Here is a 15,998-nt window from a genome sequence, read left to right as displayed (position 1 = left end):
TCATTCCGGTGGGTTTTTCTCTTTTGGCTTCAACGGCTTTTTAGTCAGTGTCTTGTAATACTCCCAAGGAACACCATTGTAATTCCATCGGTTCTTCTGTTTCGCTCTCTTTTGAATAACTACCTTCATTTCAATGTTTGAAACCTTCCGTTGAAATCCAGATGCGAAGTCTTTGCATTGTTTCAATCCTCGTTCTTCTGTCTCACCATAAAATACACGAATTAAAAAACCATTCGCCATTACTTCCATCTTATACACGTTCATCTGCTGGTCCCTTTCTGGATGCGATTACTTAAATCATACCAAAAACATCCGAGAAAACCACTTCGTTAAAACAGATAAACGATATTATATAGATAATATTCGACAATAGACAATATAATACGTATTAACAAGAACGTATGTTCCGTGTATAATGACAGATATATCTTTAACACAAAGTCAATGCAAAGTTTCGTGAAGTTTTTAAATGTAAAGTTTTACCTTTGGGTCGTTCGACATATTATGACACCGAATGTCATAGGAAAAAGGTATTATTTACATAACAACATTTAAGAGCAAATTGCTCCGAAACCTCCAGGGGAGGGCGGGGAAATAACCGCCGTTTACTCAAAATCACTGATTTCAATTTTCCATTCATAAAAGTCATCCATTGGTCGCTTGAATACAATGGACGCGACTTTTAAGTCTTCGGGCTGCATCACTCTCTCATCTTGGCAGAAGTGTGATATTACTCGTGGGTGTCTACCTACTATGTCTGCATATTTCGCCTGAGTCCAGCCTTTTGAATCAATGAAATCTCCGAGTAAACACCTCCCACGGGAGACATTCACTTATTGACCTCCAGAGTAACTAAGATGCCTTGATTATAGCATTCTGTAACTCAAAGGGTAAACATGACAGTAAAGGACGTGCAAAATGCAGACTCATCAAATTGAGATTAAGCAAGCACTAGACAGAAATGCCGCGGAGGAGTTAGCGAAGATTGTAATTGAGGTTCATGAAATAAATTCACCCGTCACTGTAAAAGTGACCTCACCAAAAGACGAGTACATATTCGTAATTTGAATTGCAAAAAAGAGCTGAAGAGTCCATCGAATTGGATTCCTTAGCTCTTTTTTTCTACCCTCATTTTACCCACAAAATGAGTTGTAGATGCTTGTTTTTGCTTGTAGATATAAGTAGATATAAAATCTCGAAAACCCGCTTGCCGTATAGCATTATATAGATTAAACTAGAAGCTTGTAGGTTACATTAAATAGATGTTTTACATCTAACATAGTTGATGACGAGCATCACAGACGACACACTAAAGCCCCCATATTGGGGGCTTTAGCCGTGCAACAAGCTACATTGTGATTCTTCCAATTCTACGATAGCCTGGAATGAACAAAATTTATGTAATAATGTACTGAAGAAGGCAACGTTTTCGTGGCTGCCCTTCCGAAACGATGTAGTCAGAAGTTCTAACGATGCTTGAGTGCTTCTATATCTGCTTCCATACGCAATTGACGACGGTTCAAAATATCAATGCTGTGCTGATGGGTGTTTAATTCGGCGGTTACTTTACGTTCAAACGTGATTTGTGAAGCTTCAAGACGTTTGGTAACTTCCAGTGTCTCCAGAACGGCCTGCTGAAGCAGAGGAATGTTTTTGGTTTGTTCCTCGATAGTATCAAGCCTGTCTTCGATCTTTTCAAGACGTCCATCGATGTTGTCGAAACGCTTGTCCATTTGTTGAAGCTGATTCAGAATTTGACTGAGAACCTGATCACTCATGTCGATCTCTCCTTTTTGAATGGATATTAAACATTATACACGAAGATATGACACAATAGCATTGGTTTAAATTTTCAATTACACAACATGAAAAGATGGAAGTCCAACATATAACGGGGTGAAATCAATGAAAAGAATATATTTGGATCACGCCGCATCGACACCTATGCATCCACAAGTCGCGGAAGCGATGATGAAAGTAATGACAGGGCAATATGGCAATGCATCAAGTATCCATGCCTTTGGCCGCGAAGCCAAACGGACCGTCAGTGGAGCAAGGGATGTCATTGCGGCGTCTTTGGGTTGTTTCCCGGATGAACTCGTATTTACCGGAGGCGGCACGGAAAGTGACAATTTGGCCATATTTGGCGCAGTTTCAGCGAGGGAAGAACGGGGACGACACATCATTACAACAGCCATTGAACATCATGCGGTACTGCATACGTGCCAGGAACTGGAACGACAAGGCTATGACGTGACCTATTTGCCTGTAGATGAATACGGAAGAATACGTCTGGAAGAGCTAAAAGAGGCCATTCGCCCAGATACAGTACTGATCACCATGATGTATGCCAACAATGAAGTAGGCACCATTCAGCCCATCCGCGAGATTGGTGAACTGGCTCGTCAGCATGATATTTTGTTCCATACCGATGCAGTTCAGGCCCTTGGGACCCAGGAAATTTCCTGCAAGGAACTGCCTGTGGATCTGATCAGCTTCTCTGCTCATAAAATCAATGGGCCTCAAGGCGTGGGTGCGCTCTATGTACGGCGCGGAATTGTGCTTGAGGCGAGATCGCACGGCGGCCTTCAGGAACGGCAACGGCGGGCAGGGACCGAGAATATGGCAGGTATCGCTGGCTTTGCGGAGGCATTGAAAATAGCAGGAGAACAAGCGGCAGCTCGTCGCGAACATGATCTGGCATTGCGGTCATTGCTGCTGGAACAACTGGAGAAACAAGTAGGGGCGGAGCATTTCCACGTCAACGGACATCCTGAATATACGCTGCCCAATATCCTGAACATCAGCTTTCCGGAGGTGTCCACGGAGACGATGCTCATGAATCTGGATATGGAAGGCATCGCTGTGGCGAGCGGTTCGGCATGTACTTCCGGTTCTCTCGAAGTGTCCCATGTGCTGAAAGCAATGAACTTGCCGGAGACATTTTTGCATTCCGCGATTCGTTTTAGCTGGGGATTGGGTAATACTACGGAAGAAATCATGATAACCGCCGAAAAAATTGGAACCATTCTTGGGCGACTGCGTAATAGAGCCTAAGGGCTCATTGCACATGGAACAAAAGGAGGGAAGAAGTTCCATTTCATCGGTTGGATAGAAGCGGTTTTGATGATCGGCGTCTGATTGCCACTCATCAACTTTGGGCATACCTAGCAATAGCGCCGCGGCTATTTAATGATAAGAAGATGAGGGGGACCCTGCGATGAAGCTTCAGGAAATGATCGGACTTGCCGTGTTTGACGTTGAGGACGGGAAGCAGGTCGGCAAAATCCAGGATTTCATTGTGAATGACGATTGGAAAATTGAAGGCATTGAACTTGAAAACAAAGGCCTGTTTACCAGTCATGTCAAAATCGTGCAGTGGCAAGATATCGTTGCCTACGGCGAAGATGCCGTCATGATCCGTAATCAACAGGCTGTCCGCAAAACGGGAGCCGACGACATAAAACACACGTACCTCCTCGGCCAGTCTAAATTGAAGGAGATGTCCGTGCTCACCGAAGAAGGTTTGCTGCTTGGACGAGTCTCTGATGTTTATTTTGACCAGGAGTTGGGAAATACAATAATAGGGATTGAAATTACGGACGGTTTTGTGTCCGATTTGATTGAGGGCCGCAAATGGCTGCCATGTACAAGTGATATGTCCATTGGGGAAAGTGCCATTATGGTGCCGCCGCTGAGTGAACAGCGCTTGGAAAATGCCATTCATTCTGTTAATGGATAGGTGAATGAATATGAAATGTCCAAACTGTAGTTCCAAAGATATTGGGAAAATCGGTTCCCACCAATTTTATTGCTGGGGATGCTTTATCGAATTAACAGTGAACGGTGAGAAAATGTCTGTTTACCAGGTGGAAGAAGACGGCACGCTCAGTTCCCTCGATGATCTGTTCTTCGGGGAAGAGCTGCCGCAAGACTTCCCTCATCTTCATGCTTCTTCTTAATAAGCAGTCTAACTTCTTCTATATGCGGTTTCATGACAAAGAATGTCATTGAATGCTGTCATGAAATGATGACAGATGTATATAGCTGCGGTTACATAGTGGTTCAAGGGACTTGTATAATATATGCTACCCCGAATCACAAGATGCGTCTCCTTCATCATGAAGGGGGCGCTTTTTTTGTGTCCAAATTACGACGTCAACCGGATTGTCCATCCATGGGCGAGAATTGTTAGTCCCCACTTCTGGACGGCGATAATAAATATTCCCTTCCTTACATATACTGACTTTCAGAGCCAGTCCAAAAGGGAGAGATGCAAGTGGAGCAATTAACAAAAAACAAGATGTTCCGTTATGCCATCTGGCTGCTACTCGGATTGATTATCCTGTATTTTATCTGGCTGCTGCGGCCATTGCTGCTTCATATATATGGATTTTTGAAAACAGTGCTGGCACCTTTTATCGTGGCCCTCATCATATCTTATGTACTCAATCCGATTGTAAGCATGCTGGGAGGACGTAAAGTTCCTCGAACCATTGCCGTGCTGTTAATCTATGCTTTTTTCCTCACCTGTATCGGGGTCATCCTGATGAATGTCATTCCGGTATTGATTGAACAATTGGAGGAACTGAACGAGCATATGCCGGAGCTGTCGATGCGTGCCCAGAGTTTGATGAATAATATGGACCACAAATTAATGCCACCAAGTGTGCGCACAGGCATGAACAGCTGGTTTTTCCAGATGGAGGATCGGCTGACTCAGGGGATCACGAAGCTGATGGATAATATCGGGACAACCATTAATGTGTTATTCAATGTGTTTATTGTGCCATTTCTCATTTTCTATATGTTAAAAGATTTTGAGGTATTCGAGCGCACCATAGTGGCCTACCTGCCTCGATCACGGCGCAAAGCGATTGTTTCGGTTATGAAGGAGATTGACACGGCCTTGGGGAACTATATTCGCGGACAATTTATCGTCTGTGTGATAGTGGGCATCTTTGCCTATATCGGTTACATCGTCATTGATATGCCTTATGCGTTGCTGCTTGCCAGCATTGTCGCTGTATTTAACATCGTGCCCTATCTAGGTCCATTTCTTGGAGCTGCTCCAGCAGTGGTTATGGCGTCAACGGTATCGTTCAAAATGGTGCTCTTTGTTATCATCGTGAACACACTGTGCCAGGTGTTGGAGAGCAACGTCATCTCTCCTCAGGTGGTGGGGAGGACTCTGCATTTGCATCCGTTGTCGATTATCTTCGCGCTCCTTGTGGGAGGCGAACTGGCGGGCATTGTGGGACTCATTCTGGCAGTACCGGTCTTTGCTGTCCTCAAGGTGATCGTGCAGCACTTTTTTGCGTATTACATCAAACGAAGAACCGACTGACCCAAGCGCCGGTCTGTTCCTCAAGGGTGCGTTGACACCATATAGGCATATCGATATAATGGAGGGGTATGTTTAGAACAAGAAATCGATGATGAAATGAAGTACGCCGAGGGTTCCTTTCCTCAGAGAATAGACTTCTTCGGATCAGATGCAATCTGAGCCCGATGGCTGGAAGAGTCTTGAAAGTTGAAGCGGCGGAAAGCTGATTTCGGAGTGCAGGACAACCCTGCCGGGAGCGACCGTTATTTCGCATCAACGAGGAGATTGTTTGTTTCATCTGCGGATGAGCAGCAATAACCAGGGTGGTACCGCGATTACAATCGTCCCTGACTATCAGGGGCGTTTTTTGTGTTTGTTTTTACTTGTTAACAACCCGGAGCGAATATGCACCGGACTATTATAATTAATTGGGGGCACTCCGTATGAAAGCCAGTGAAATCCGGTCCAAATGGATAGAGTTTTTTGCAAGTAAAGGACATAAAATCGAGCCAAGCGCATCGCTTGTACCTCATAATGATCCATCCCTTCTGTGGATTAATGCAGGTATGGCTCCGTTAAAACCGTATTTTGACGGTCGGGAGAAACCGGAGAATCCACGTCTCGCCAACTCCCAAAAATGTATTCGTACGAACGATATTGAAAATGTCGGTAAAACTCGCCGTCACCATACGTTCTTCGAAATGCTCGGTAACTTTTCCATTGGAGACTATTTCAAGGAAGAAACGATTACGTGGGCATGGGAATTTCTCACAAGCAAAGAATGGATCGGTTTCGATCCGGAACGTCTCTCGGTGACGGTATACCCTGAAGACGAAGAGGCTTTCAAACTTTGGAACGAAAAAGTGGGACTGCCTGCTGAACGTATCATCAAGCTGGATGAGAACTTCTGGGATATCGGCGAAGGCCCGTGTGGACCTTGTACCGAAATTTTCTATGACCGCGGCGAAGCTTATGGCAATGACATGAATGACCCCGAGATGTATCCAGGCGGGGAAAATGAACGTTATCTGGAAGTATGGAACCTGGTATTCTCCCAGTTCAATCACAACAAGGATGGTAGCTACACGCCGCTTCCGAACAAAAATATTGATACAGGTGCAGGTCTGGAACGCTTTGCATCCATTTTGCAAAATGTGGATTCCAACTTTGACACAGATCTGTTCCAACCGATGATTCAAAGAACAGCGGCTCTTGCCGGTGTGAAATATAATGACAGCGTAGAGATTGACGTTGCACTGAAAGTTATTGCCGACCACATTCGTACGGTTGCCTTTGCTGTAGGTGATGGTGTTCTGCCAAGCAATGAAGGACGCGGATATGTCATTCGCCGTTTGCTCCGTCGTGCCGTACGTTACGGTAAAGTACTGGGACTCGACCGTCCATTCCTGTATGAACTGACAACGACTGTCGGTGAAGTGATGGGGATGTACTACTCGGAAGTGGTGGACAAGCAGGAGTTTATCGCTAAAGTGATCAAAACCGAGGAAGAACGTTTCCATGAAACACTCACGGATGGACTTGCTATTCTCGCGGACATGAGCAGCACAGCCAAATCTGAAGGTCGCACGGTTATTAGCGGGCCTGAAGCGTTCAAACTGTATGATACGTACGGTTTCCCCTTTGACCTGACCGAAGACTATGCAGCAGAGCATGGTATGACTGTTGACCGTGAAGGATTCGATGCCTCGATGCAGGAGCAGCGTGATCGTGCACGTGCAGGACGCCAGGAAAGCGAGAGCATGAAGGTTCAAGGCGGACCGCTTGCTGATCTGGAGGTTAAAAGCGAGTTTGTTGGTTATAATGACCTGTTGACGGAAGCAAAAGTGGTAGCCATCGTTGCTGGTGACGCACTGGTAGACTCCGTAAGCGAAGGACAGACTTGCCAGGTCATCCTTGACAAGACTCCATTCTATGCGGAAAGCGGCGGACAAGTAAGTGATCAGGGCTTGCTGCGTGGAGCCAGTGTAACGGCGAAAGTGCAAGGGCTTTTCAAGGCTCCGATGGGACAACATGTGCATCTGGTGACGGTAGAGTCCGGGGAATTGCGTGTGGGTGAAGTGGTTAAAGCTGAAGTGGATGCGTCCAAACGTGGCGATATTATCAAAAACCATACCGCAACCCACTTGCTGCACAAAGCGCTCAAAGATGTGCTCGGAACGCATGTCAATCAGGCAGGATCTCTCGTAGAGCCTCAACGTCTGCGCTTTGACTTCTCGCACTTCGGCAGTATTACGCCGGAAGAATTAACAGAGATCGAGCGTCAGGTGAACGAACAGATCTGGAATCGTCTGAACGTAAACATTGAACTGAAAGCCATTGATGAAGCCAAAGAAATGGGTGCGATGGCACTGTTCGGTGAAAAATACGGTGATATTGTGCGTGTGGTGCAAGTCGGAGATTATAGTTTGGAACTTTGTGGCGGTTGTCACGTAAACAATACATCAGAGATCGGTATCTTCAAGCTGGTGAGCGAGAGTGGAATCGGCTCCGGCGTACGTCGGATCGAAGCCGTTACTGGCCGTGGTGCGTATCTGTATGTAGAAAGTCAGCTTGAATTGCTCAAACAATCGGCATCCCTGCTCAAAGCGAACGTGGCCGACGTGCCTAAACGCATTGAAGGTCTGAATCAGCAATTGAAAGAAGCTGCCAGAGAGACTGAGTCACTGCAAAGCAAGCTGAGTGCCATGGAAGCAGGCGCATTGACAGATCAAGTGGTACAAGCAGGAAATACACAATTGCTTGCAGCTCGTGTAGATGCTCCGAATATGGATGCACTGCGGACAGTGGCTGATGAATTAAAAGTAAAACTGCCTGATGCAGTACTCGTACTGGGTGCTCCAGCTGATGGTAAAGTGAATTTCGTTGTAGCTGTCCCTGCTGAACAGGTAAAACAAGGGCTGCATGCAGGTAAAATTGTCAAGGAAGTTGCGGCAGTATGCGGCGGCGGAGGTGGCGGACGTCCTGATATGGCGCAAGCCGGAGGCAAGGATGCGAGCAAGCTGGATGAAGCGTTGAAACTGGCGGTTTCATTGGTTAGCCAGTAAAGGACAAGCAAAAAACACAATTGGCTCATCCTTTGTTTACTTGTAGCAGTCAGAATATGTTATTATATAAGCAGAAATCAATTCGGCAGGACATGGTCCCCATGTTCATGCAGGAGCGAGGTGTCATCAATGGACTCCATGGATAAGACGGTTAAATTTAATGTGAAAGCCGACGAGCAGGAAGCATCCTCCAAAGAGATTCTTCTCACGGTATATGATGCACTGGTGGATAAGGAGTATAATCCTATTAACCAGATTGTCGGGTATCTGATTTCTGGAGACCCCGCATACATCCCTCGTCACAACAATGCACGCAGTCTGGTCCGTAAAAAAGAACGCGATGAGCTGATTGAAGAGCTTGTTCGTTCTTATCTGGCCAATCACCGGTAATGTACATCGCTTCCGCTGTGATGCAGCTATGCAGGCAGCGGGAAATGAACCGACAGAAGACAGCCTGAAGCTTGAGAAGGCGAGTATTATTCGACCTGAGCAGGCTTGAGGATGGGAGAGCATGGATGAAAATATTAGGTTTGGACTATGGGGACCGAAGAATCGGAGTTGCCGCTAGTGACGCCTTCGGTTGGACTGCCCAGGGATTGGAAGTACTTGAACGCCGCCGGGATGAAGGTGAGTTCGCTCGAATTGCAGAACTTGTGCGTGAGCATGAGATCGGCGAGATTGTAGTCGGACTTCCCAAAAACATGAACGGCACCGTAGGACCGCGTGGTGAAATATGCATTGCTTTTGCCGAACGCCTGCGGGGCGAACTGAATTTACCTGTTCACCTTTGGGATGAACGGCTGACAACCATTGCAGCAGAACGAACGTTACTTGAAGCGGATGTCAGTCGCAAAAAACGCAAGCAGGTTGTGGACAAAATGGCCGCAAGCTTGATTTTGCAAAATTATTTGGATGCCAATAGTAAAAGGTGAGGGGGATCAACAATGGCTGAAGATCAACTGGGTATGGAAGAAGAATCGGAGATTATTTACATTGCGGATGACGAGGGTAATGAAGAGGAATTTGAAGTCATCATGAAATTCGAAGTGGACGGTTCGGAGGCCAAGTACATGATGGTTGCTCCGGTTGAACCCGAAGATGGAGAGACGGATGTGTATGCATTCCGTTATGAAGAAGAGGGCGACGATATTAAACTTTTCGTCATCCAAGATGATGCTGAATGGGATATCGTCGAGGAGACGTTTAATACATTTCTTGCAGAAGATGAAGAGGAAGCGAACTAAATGACAGAATACAGCCGCGAAGACTTGAAATGGACAGATTCGCTGCGTCTGGCTTTTGGTGCTCATGTTGAGCTGGAAGAAGAGAACGGTAAATCGCATCCGTATGACCTGCTGGCTGAGTTTGAAGTGAAGGGCCAGCAGTATGCGGTGCTCCGCAGTTCATTACGTCCTTATGACGAAGTTGAACTTCTGCGGGTTTTACCGGGAAGTGAAGGCCAGATCATGCCGGAATTAGTTACGATTGACGATGATGACGAGTGGGAGAACATCTCTGAACTGTATGATGAATGTACACTCCCCATTGACGAAGATTGATGAATCAGCTTCAAATTGAAGAAACCGGAAGGGCGGAGAAGTCCGCTCTTTTTGGTTGTGTAAAGGAGTTGTGTCTTTTTTGAAAGGAAAAGCGATTTTAGTCTTTTTGCTTATCATCCTGGTTGTTGCCGGAGGAGCAGGCGTATATGTCTGGAACATGATGCGTCCGGTACAAGCATCCGCAGAACCTATCGTTTTCGAGATCAAGAGCGGGTCAGGAACTTCCAAAATTGCGGATCAGTTAGAGCAAGAAGGTCTGATTCGAAGTGGTTTAGCCTTTAAGGGATACCTGAAGTGGAAGAAACAAGGATCGAATTTTATGGCAGGTACATATTCCTTAAATCCCGGCGTGTCATACGATGAGATAATTAATAAGCTGAATAACGGTGAAGTTGTGCCAGAATCCATGGTCAAGTTTACTATTCCTGAGGGATATACCGTATTACAAATGGCGGACAAACTATCTGCTGAGGGCATTGTGGATCGTGAGGAATTTATCAAGCTTGCCAATGATCCATCTGCTTTTGATATCGACATCATCAAGGACATTCCAGTGGATGAAGAATTGCGATATGTGCTGGAGGGATATCTGTTCCCAGAGACGTATGAGCTGAAAGAGGGTAGTTCTACGCAAGAGGTCATGCAGCGAATGCTTGAGGAATTCCAGACCAAGGTTGATTCTATCCCTGATTTGGCGTCCAAGCTCAAGGAGAGAAATCTGTCTTTGCATGAAGTGTTAACGATCGCATCGCTTGTGGAGAGAGAAGTCGTGGTGGATCAGGAACGCGCGCTTGTGGCAGGCGTAATCTATAATCGGATCAACCAGGATATGAAACTGGAGATTGACGCTACAGTACAGTATTTACTGGATAAGCCGAAGGCTAGATTGCTTTACAAGGATCTGAAGGTACAAAGTCCCTATAATACGTATCTGAACAAAGGGCTGCCACCGGGACCGATTGCGAGTCCAAGTCTGGCATCCATTGAAGCAGCGTTGAATCCAGAAGCTTCGGATTACCTGTTCTATGTGACCAAGAAGGACGGTACATTCGGACATCTGTTTGCCAAAACATATAAGGAACATCAGCAAAATATAGCCAAAAGTAAGGCTGCGCAATAAGCGGAGGGGATGTATATGAGTACGAAACATGAACTGCTCGTTACGGCGGCAAATGTGAAAGAAGCAGAGGTGCTGCTCCAGGCAGGAGCAGATGCTCTGTTAATTGGGGACGATCGCTTCGGCATGCGTCTTCCCGGCAGCTTCAGTGTGGAAGAGACAGCAGAGGTCGTTGCCGATGCAGCGAAACATCAGGCGCGTGTATACGTGTCCATGAATAATCTGATGTCCAACGAGTTGCTAAAGGAATTGCCTGAATATGTTCAGGCGCTGGGTAAAATCGGTGTTCATGGCGTGGAGTTCAACGACCCGTCTGTGCTAGCCGCAATTAAGGAGCATGCTCCTCATATCCAGCTGCACTGGAATGCTGAGATGACATCAACCAACTATGCAACGGCCAACTACTGGGGAACCAAAGGCGCGAGTCGTGTCGTGCTTGCTCGGGAGCTGAATATGGACGAGCTGACGGAGATGGTGCCATTTCTGAAGGTGGAAGCCCAGGTCCAGGTGCATGGCATGACGAATATTTATCATTCCAAACGGAGTCTGGTGCAAAGTTATATGTCCCATCAAGGGCGTCCAGTAGAGGGGCATTTGGGTAAAGAACGAGGTTTGTTTCTGATTGAGGCTGAACGTCGGGATGAGAAGTTCCCGATCTATGAAGATGTGAACGGAACTCACATCATGAGTTCGGAGGATATCTGTATTCTTGAGGATCTTCATCTGTTGATGGAAGCCGGGGTGCACAGCTTCAAAATCGAAGGCATGTTAAAACCGCTTGCGTATAACGAAGCTGTTGTACGTGCATACCGTGTAGCTCTGGATAGCTATGCGGCTGATGCCGATGCTTATGCATTTTGTGAAGAATGGCTGGACGAGGTTCGTCAACTGCAGGACCCTGAACGAGAGTTGTCGTTTGGATTTTTCTATAAAGAACAGGTGTATTAATAGACGAGGTGAACGAAATGGAAACAGTGGCGGTAAAGCGGAAGTTCTCGGGTAAACGTAACCGTCTGGACAAACCGGAGCTGCTTGCTCCGGCTGGTAATCTGGAAAAGCTTAAATTTGCAATCCATTATGGAGCAGATGCTGTGTATATCGGTGGACAGGCATACGGATTGCGTTCTAACGCGGATAACTTTACCTTTGAAGAAATGCGCGAAGGCGTGGAATTTGCCAAAAAATACGGAGCCAAAGTCTTCGTTGCCACCAATATATATGCACATAATGAAGATATCGAAGGTATTCAAGCGTATTTGCAAAACTTGTATGATGCAGGAATTGCAGCCATTATTGTGGCAGATCCAGCGATTATTGAAGTAGCTCAGCGTGCAGTGCCGGGTTTGGAAGTGCATTTGAGTACTCAACAATCGACTTTGAACTGGCAAGCTGTGAAGTTTTGGAAGGATGAAGGCCTTCCACGCGTCGTTCTCGGACGTGAGACAAGCTTTGAGGAAATTGAAGAAATCAAGGCCAATGTGGATATCGAGATCGAAGCCTTTATTCATGGAGCTATGTGCTCGTCCTATTCCGGACGGTGTGTGTTGTCCAACCATTTTACGGATCGGGATTCCAATCGGGGCGGCTGCTGCCAGTCCTGCCGTTGGAAGTATGATTTGTTTGAAGATGCCCGAGAAGGTACTGTATGGGTCAGTGAAGAAGAAATGCAAATGCAGGCCCCTGCCCCATTCAAATTGGGAGAGAACCAGCTGCCGTTATTCCAGGAGCAGGACAATTCTTTTTCCATGGGTTCGAAGGATCTGTGCATGATTGGGCATATTCCCGAGCTGATTGATGTCGGTGTGGATAGTTTCAAAATTGAAGGACGTATGAAGTCGATTCATTATGTGGCTACCGTAGTTAACGTATATCGTCAGGCTATCGATTCTTATATGGCTGACCCGGAGAACTATGTATTGAAGCCTGAATGGGTAGAGGAAATGAACAAGGCGGCAAATCGTCCATTGAATACCGGCTTTTTCTATGATACACCGGATCATGAGGATCACATCTATGAACCGGAAGAAAAAGCGGTACCTTACGACTTTGCCGGATTGGTTATCGACTATGATGCAAATACAGGGATGGCGACCATTCAACAGCGCAATCATTTCAAACCAGGACAGGAGATCGAATTTTTCGGTCCGGGGGGCCACTTTTTCAAACAGGTTGTAGGGGAATTGCAGGATGAAGAGGGCAATGTGCTCGATGCAGCTCGTCACCCGTTACAGCGTGTGAAAATGAAGGTGGATCAACCTGTTTCCTACTTTGATATGATGAGAAAAAAGAAATAGGTTCAAATGCCTAGTTTTCAACAAAATAATGCTATGATTTAACAATATAGTGTTATAAAATTTACAAATTAGACCTCCGTCTATCGGTATATGGGGGTCTTTTTTTTATAGAAAAATAGGAAAAAAGTTGTAAAAAATTTCGGGAAAACGAAAGGGGAAAGGGGAATGTTGTCGAATACTACATATTTATAGGGGAGAGAAAGAAAAATCCAACAAGTAAATTACTGGCAGGTGAATGGGATTGGTTCAAAAGAAGCAGAAAGACAGTGGGGAAGAATTGACAACACCCGAGAAGGTTAAGTCCGAGAAGGTACAGAAAGTAAAAAAAGAGAAGGTAGCAAAAAGGAAGACCGGGGATGCTCCAGACAAACAATCCTTTAAATTGGATCGGAGTAAGCTGAAGTTGGGATGGAATAAAACAAAAACCCAATTGAAAAAGCAGAACTGGAAAAATGTTGGGGGAACAACGTTTACACAGATTAAGAAGGCTAATCCGGTTAAATCGGTGGGCGTTAAACTGTTTTTGGTCTTTTTTGTAGGAATCATGTTTTTTGTCATTGGTTTAGGTCTATTATCCTATGCTAAAGCCAAAGATACGATTGAGAAGAATGCATCCCGATCGAATCAGGAAACGATTGAACAAACCAAGCAGAAAATGGACATCATTTTGGAGCGGTTTGTAGATACATCTACACAAATTTTCTTCGATCCGGAAATGCAGTCCTTGCTTCAAAAAATGTCTGATAAAAACTTGTCGGCATACGATACGTTTGTAAATTCAAGCTCCATCAACAAACAATTATCGAACATTGCTTTTACGAATAAATCTATGGAAGCGATTTATCTTGTGCCGACGGATGAAACAAGATCCACTATGGGTACAGGAAGCAGCAGTTCTTCTATGGGTGATATTCGTAAAGAGGCCTGGTATGACGAGTTGGTTCAAGCTGGTGGATACCGCTGGCTCCCAACGGAAACCAAGGAAGATGGCGGTACACCCACGTTCCGGATTGCACGTTCAATGAAGAATCTGCAAGGGACAACCCAGTCCTATGTATTAATCATTGAGTTGAAACTGGAAGTTCTGGAGCAGCAGTTGAAATCACTCGATTTGGGTGAGGGAGCTGTACTTCAACTGATCGCTCCGGACAACAAAGTTGTAGCATCGACGATAGCTGATGACACAGGGAAAGATACAGATTTGGCTTTTGTCAAAGACTTGAAAGAAAAATCGGGCAGCACGAATACGGATTATACCGTTGATGGAAATTCAACGAATATGCTGGCGTCATACAGCACCATGGACACATCCGATTGGAAACTGATCGGGATGGTTCCGACTTCTGTCTTGGTGAAAGATGCCAAGGGTATTCTGACGCTCACCTTGTGGATGGCATTGATTGATGCCGCTATTGCGATACTGATCGGTATTTGGATGGTTCGCATGATTGCCCGTCCATTGGGCAAATTGAAAGATCTGATGCAAGAAGGGGCAAAAGGTAACCTCAAGGTGCGTACACCGTATACCTCCCAGGATGAAATTGGTCAATTATCGGCCGCATTCAATCTGATGATGGAGCAAATTACGAAGCTGGTGGAGCAAACCAACCGTTCTGCACAGGAAGTATTGGATACCGCTTCTGAGCTGAGCAGTGCATCCAAGAAAACAGCAGTTTCTGCTTCCGAGATTGCAGTAGCCACTGAAGAAATTGCGGGTGGAGCAAGCAGTCTGGCAACAGAAGCAGAGCGTGGAAACGAATTGACCGACAATATCTCCCGTCAGATGGAGAGTGTGGTCGCCGCGAATGAACAAATGGGTGATTCAGCCCGTCATGTAGAGAAATCCAGTCAGACAGGTACACAGCATCTGAATCAGTTGATGACCAAAACGCAGAAGACCGAAGAAATGATCGGTGCGTTGGTAAACAAGGTAGATTCATTGAAAGAGAGTACTTCTTCTGTTCTGAAGGTGCTTGACGTCATGCAAAATATTACCAAACAAACGAACATTCTCTCCTTGAATGCAACCATTGAAGCCGCTCGTGCCGGTACAGCTGGACGTGGATTCATGGTGGTAGCGAATGAGGTCCGCCAGTTGGCTGAACAATCCAGACAATCCATTGATATGGTCGGCGACATTACGGACAAGATTATGACCGAAATGAATGAGACCGTAGATCAATTGTCTGCAGCTTATCCGCTATTCAAGGAACAGATGGATGCCGTGAAAGATACCAACGTCATATTTGCTTCAGTACAGCAGCAAATGGGTGCGTTTGTTGAGAGTCTGAGCATGGTCACTGGGTCAATTGGAGATTTGAATCAATCTCAAGGTACGTTGTCCGAAGCGATGAGTAATGTCAGCGCCGTAGCTGAACAATCTTCTGCGACGTCTCAGGAAGTTGCTTCCTTGAGCAGTGAACAGCAAAATATCAGTAACCAGCTGGTGAATTTGTCTGCAAAACTGGAGAATGTGTCGACAGAATTGAAAGATACATTGTCTCGCTTTACGGTCTAACCCAACCATTAATGGATCTATCGAGAAACCTGTCCCTTCTAGGGGACAGGTTTTCTTGGTGTTTACCGAATAATTCCAATATGAGTAACGCATACTATGCCAAAACGTTGAACGGGGGT

Annotated in this window: 15 protein-coding genes; 13 read left to right on the top strand and 2 right to left on the bottom strand. The window is 45.8% G+C overall.

All coding sequences use genetic code 11. From position 1 onward, the window contains the following. On the bottom strand, positions 1-264 hold the full coding sequence (locus Q0V21_RS08035; protein WP_301878321.1) for a hypothetical protein: 264 nt from the start codon (positions 262-264) through the stop codon (positions 1-3). Between the two features lie 1,202 nt (positions 265-1,466). Then, on the bottom strand, positions 1,467-1,778 hold the full coding sequence (locus Q0V21_RS08030) for a hypothetical protein (protein WP_301878320.1): 312 nt from the start codon (positions 1,776-1,778) through the stop codon (positions 1,467-1,469). Positions 1,779-1,905: 127 nt separating this feature from the next. Here Q0V21_RS08030 and Q0V21_RS08025 point away from each other — a divergent pair, with 127 nt between their 5' ends. The 13 genes from Q0V21_RS08025 to Q0V21_RS07965 all read left to right on the top strand — a co-directional run bounded on the left by Q0V21_RS08025 (position 1,906) and on the right by Q0V21_RS07965 (position 15,879). Next, positions 1,906-3,057, top strand: coding sequence for a cysteine desulfurase family protein (locus tag Q0V21_RS08025; protein WP_301878319.1), 1,152 nt, complete (start codon positions 1,906-1,908; stop codon positions 3,055-3,057). 163 nt (positions 3,058-3,220) lie between these two features. Then, positions 3,221-3,742: a PRC-barrel domain-containing protein gene (locus Q0V21_RS08020; protein WP_024633069.1), complete on the top strand. Its 522-nt coding sequence runs from the start codon at positions 3,221-3,223 to the stop codon at positions 3,740-3,742. Between the two features lie 10 nt (positions 3,743-3,752). Continuing rightward, positions 3,753-3,962, top strand: a complete 210-nt coding sequence (locus Q0V21_RS08015; RefSeq protein WP_024633070.1) for a hypothetical protein — start codon at positions 3,753-3,755, stop codon at positions 3,960-3,962. A gap of 317 nt (positions 3,963-4,279) precedes the next feature. Continuing rightward, on the top strand, positions 4,280-5,347 hold the full coding sequence (locus Q0V21_RS08010; RefSeq protein ID WP_079350678.1) for an AI-2E family transporter: 1,068 nt from the start codon (positions 4,280-4,282) through the stop codon (positions 5,345-5,347). 422 nt (positions 5,348-5,769) lie between these two features. Further along, positions 5,770-8,391, top strand: coding sequence for an alanine--tRNA ligase (alaS, locus tag Q0V21_RS08005; RefSeq protein ID WP_079350677.1), 2,622 nt, complete (start codon positions 5,770-5,772; stop codon positions 8,389-8,391). Between the two features lie 129 nt (positions 8,392-8,520). Next, a complete protein-coding gene (locus tag Q0V21_RS08000; protein ID WP_024633073.1) occupies positions 8,521-8,781 on the top strand; it encodes an IreB family regulatory phosphoprotein in 261 nt (86 codons plus the stop codon). A gap of 125 nt (positions 8,782-8,906) precedes the next feature. Then, positions 8,907-9,323, top strand: coding sequence for a Holliday junction resolvase RuvX (gene ruvX, locus Q0V21_RS07995; RefSeq protein ID WP_053779129.1), 417 nt, complete (start codon positions 8,907-8,909; stop codon positions 9,321-9,323). 12 nt (positions 9,324-9,335) lie between these two features. Beyond that, positions 9,336-9,635 (top strand): DUF1292 domain-containing protein, encoded by a 300-nt coding sequence (locus Q0V21_RS07990; protein ID WP_024633075.1) that lies wholly within the window; start codon positions 9,336-9,338, stop codon positions 9,633-9,635. After that, positions 9,636-9,950 carry a DUF1292 domain-containing protein gene (locus Q0V21_RS07985; RefSeq protein WP_024633076.1) on the top strand — a complete coding sequence of 105 codons (315 nt, stop codon included), beginning with the start codon at positions 9,636-9,638 and terminating at the stop codon, positions 9,948-9,950. Positions 9,951-10,029: 79 nt separating this feature from the next. Beyond that, positions 10,030-11,070 carry an endolytic transglycosylase MltG gene (gene mltG / locus Q0V21_RS07980; RefSeq protein WP_301878317.1) on the top strand — a complete coding sequence of 347 codons (1,041 nt, stop codon included), beginning with the start codon at positions 10,030-10,032 and terminating at the stop codon, positions 11,068-11,070. Between the two features lie 15 nt (positions 11,071-11,085). After that, positions 11,086-12,015, top strand: coding sequence for a peptidase U32 family protein (locus tag Q0V21_RS07975; protein WP_301878316.1), 930 nt, complete (start codon positions 11,086-11,088; stop codon positions 12,013-12,015). A 17-nt stretch (positions 12,016-12,032) separates the two neighbouring features. Then, positions 12,033-13,361 (top strand): peptidase U32 family protein, encoded by a 1,329-nt coding sequence (locus tag Q0V21_RS07970; protein WP_301878315.1) that lies wholly within the window; start codon positions 12,033-12,035, stop codon positions 13,359-13,361. Positions 13,362-13,596: 235 nt separating this feature from the next. Continuing rightward, positions 13,597-15,879 (top strand): methyl-accepting chemotaxis protein, encoded by a 2,283-nt coding sequence (locus Q0V21_RS07965; RefSeq protein ID WP_443145374.1) that lies wholly within the window; start codon positions 13,597-13,599, stop codon positions 15,877-15,879. The last annotated feature ends 119 nt before the right edge of the window (positions 15,880-15,998 follow it).

The organism is Paenibacillus sp. 11B (assembly GCF_030487755.1).
GTDB classification, from domain to species: domain Bacteria; phylum Bacillota; class Bacilli; order Paenibacillales; family Paenibacillaceae; genus Paenibacillus; species Paenibacillus vandeheii.
Note: the sequence above shows the minus strand (reverse complement) of the source record. Positions and strands in the feature narration are given on the sequence as shown.

Excerpts from the sequence above, each read along its gene's own strand:
- Q0V21_RS08020 (WP_024633069.1), top strand. The coding sequence starts at position 3,221 with ATGAAGCTTCAGGAAATGATCGGACTTGCCGTGTTTGACGTTGAGGAC.
- Q0V21_RS07965 (WP_443145374.1), top strand. The coding sequence starts at position 13,597 with ATGGGATTGGTTCAAAAGAAGCAGAAAGACAGTGGGGAAGAATTGACA.
- Q0V21_RS08015 (WP_024633070.1), top strand. The coding sequence starts at position 3,753 with ATGAAATGTCCAAACTGTAGTTCCAAAGATATTGGGAAAATCGGTTCC.
- Q0V21_RS07985 (WP_024633076.1), top strand. The coding sequence starts at position 9,636 with ATGACAGAATACAGCCGCGAAGACTTGAAATGGACAGATTCGCTGCGT.
- Q0V21_RS08025 (WP_301878319.1), top strand. The coding sequence starts at position 1,906 with ATGAAAAGAATATATTTGGATCACGCCGCATCGACACCTATGCATCCA.
- alaS (WP_079350677.1), top strand. The coding sequence starts at position 5,770 with ATGAAAGCCAGTGAAATCCGGTCCAAATGGATAGAGTTTTTTGCAAGT.
- ruvX (WP_053779129.1), top strand. The coding sequence starts at position 8,907 with ATGAAAATATTAGGTTTGGACTATGGGGACCGAAGAATCGGAGTTGCC.
- Q0V21_RS08030 (WP_301878320.1), bottom strand. The coding sequence starts at position 1,778 with ATGAGTGATCAGGTTCTCAGTCAAATTCTGAATCAGCTTCAACAAATG.
- Q0V21_RS08000 (WP_024633073.1), top strand. The coding sequence starts at position 8,521 with ATGGACTCCATGGATAAGACGGTTAAATTTAATGTGAAAGCCGACGAG.
- Q0V21_RS07970 (WP_301878315.1), top strand. The coding sequence starts at position 12,033 with ATGGAAACAGTGGCGGTAAAGCGGAAGTTCTCGGGTAAACGTAACCGT.
- Q0V21_RS07990 (WP_024633075.1), top strand. The coding sequence starts at position 9,336 with ATGGCTGAAGATCAACTGGGTATGGAAGAAGAATCGGAGATTATTTAC.
- Q0V21_RS07975 (WP_301878316.1), top strand. The coding sequence starts at position 11,086 with ATGAGTACGAAACATGAACTGCTCGTTACGGCGGCAAATGTGAAAGAA.
- Q0V21_RS08035 (WP_301878321.1), bottom strand. The coding sequence starts at position 264 with ATGAACGTGTATAAGATGGAAGTAATGGCGAATGGTTTTTTAATTCGT.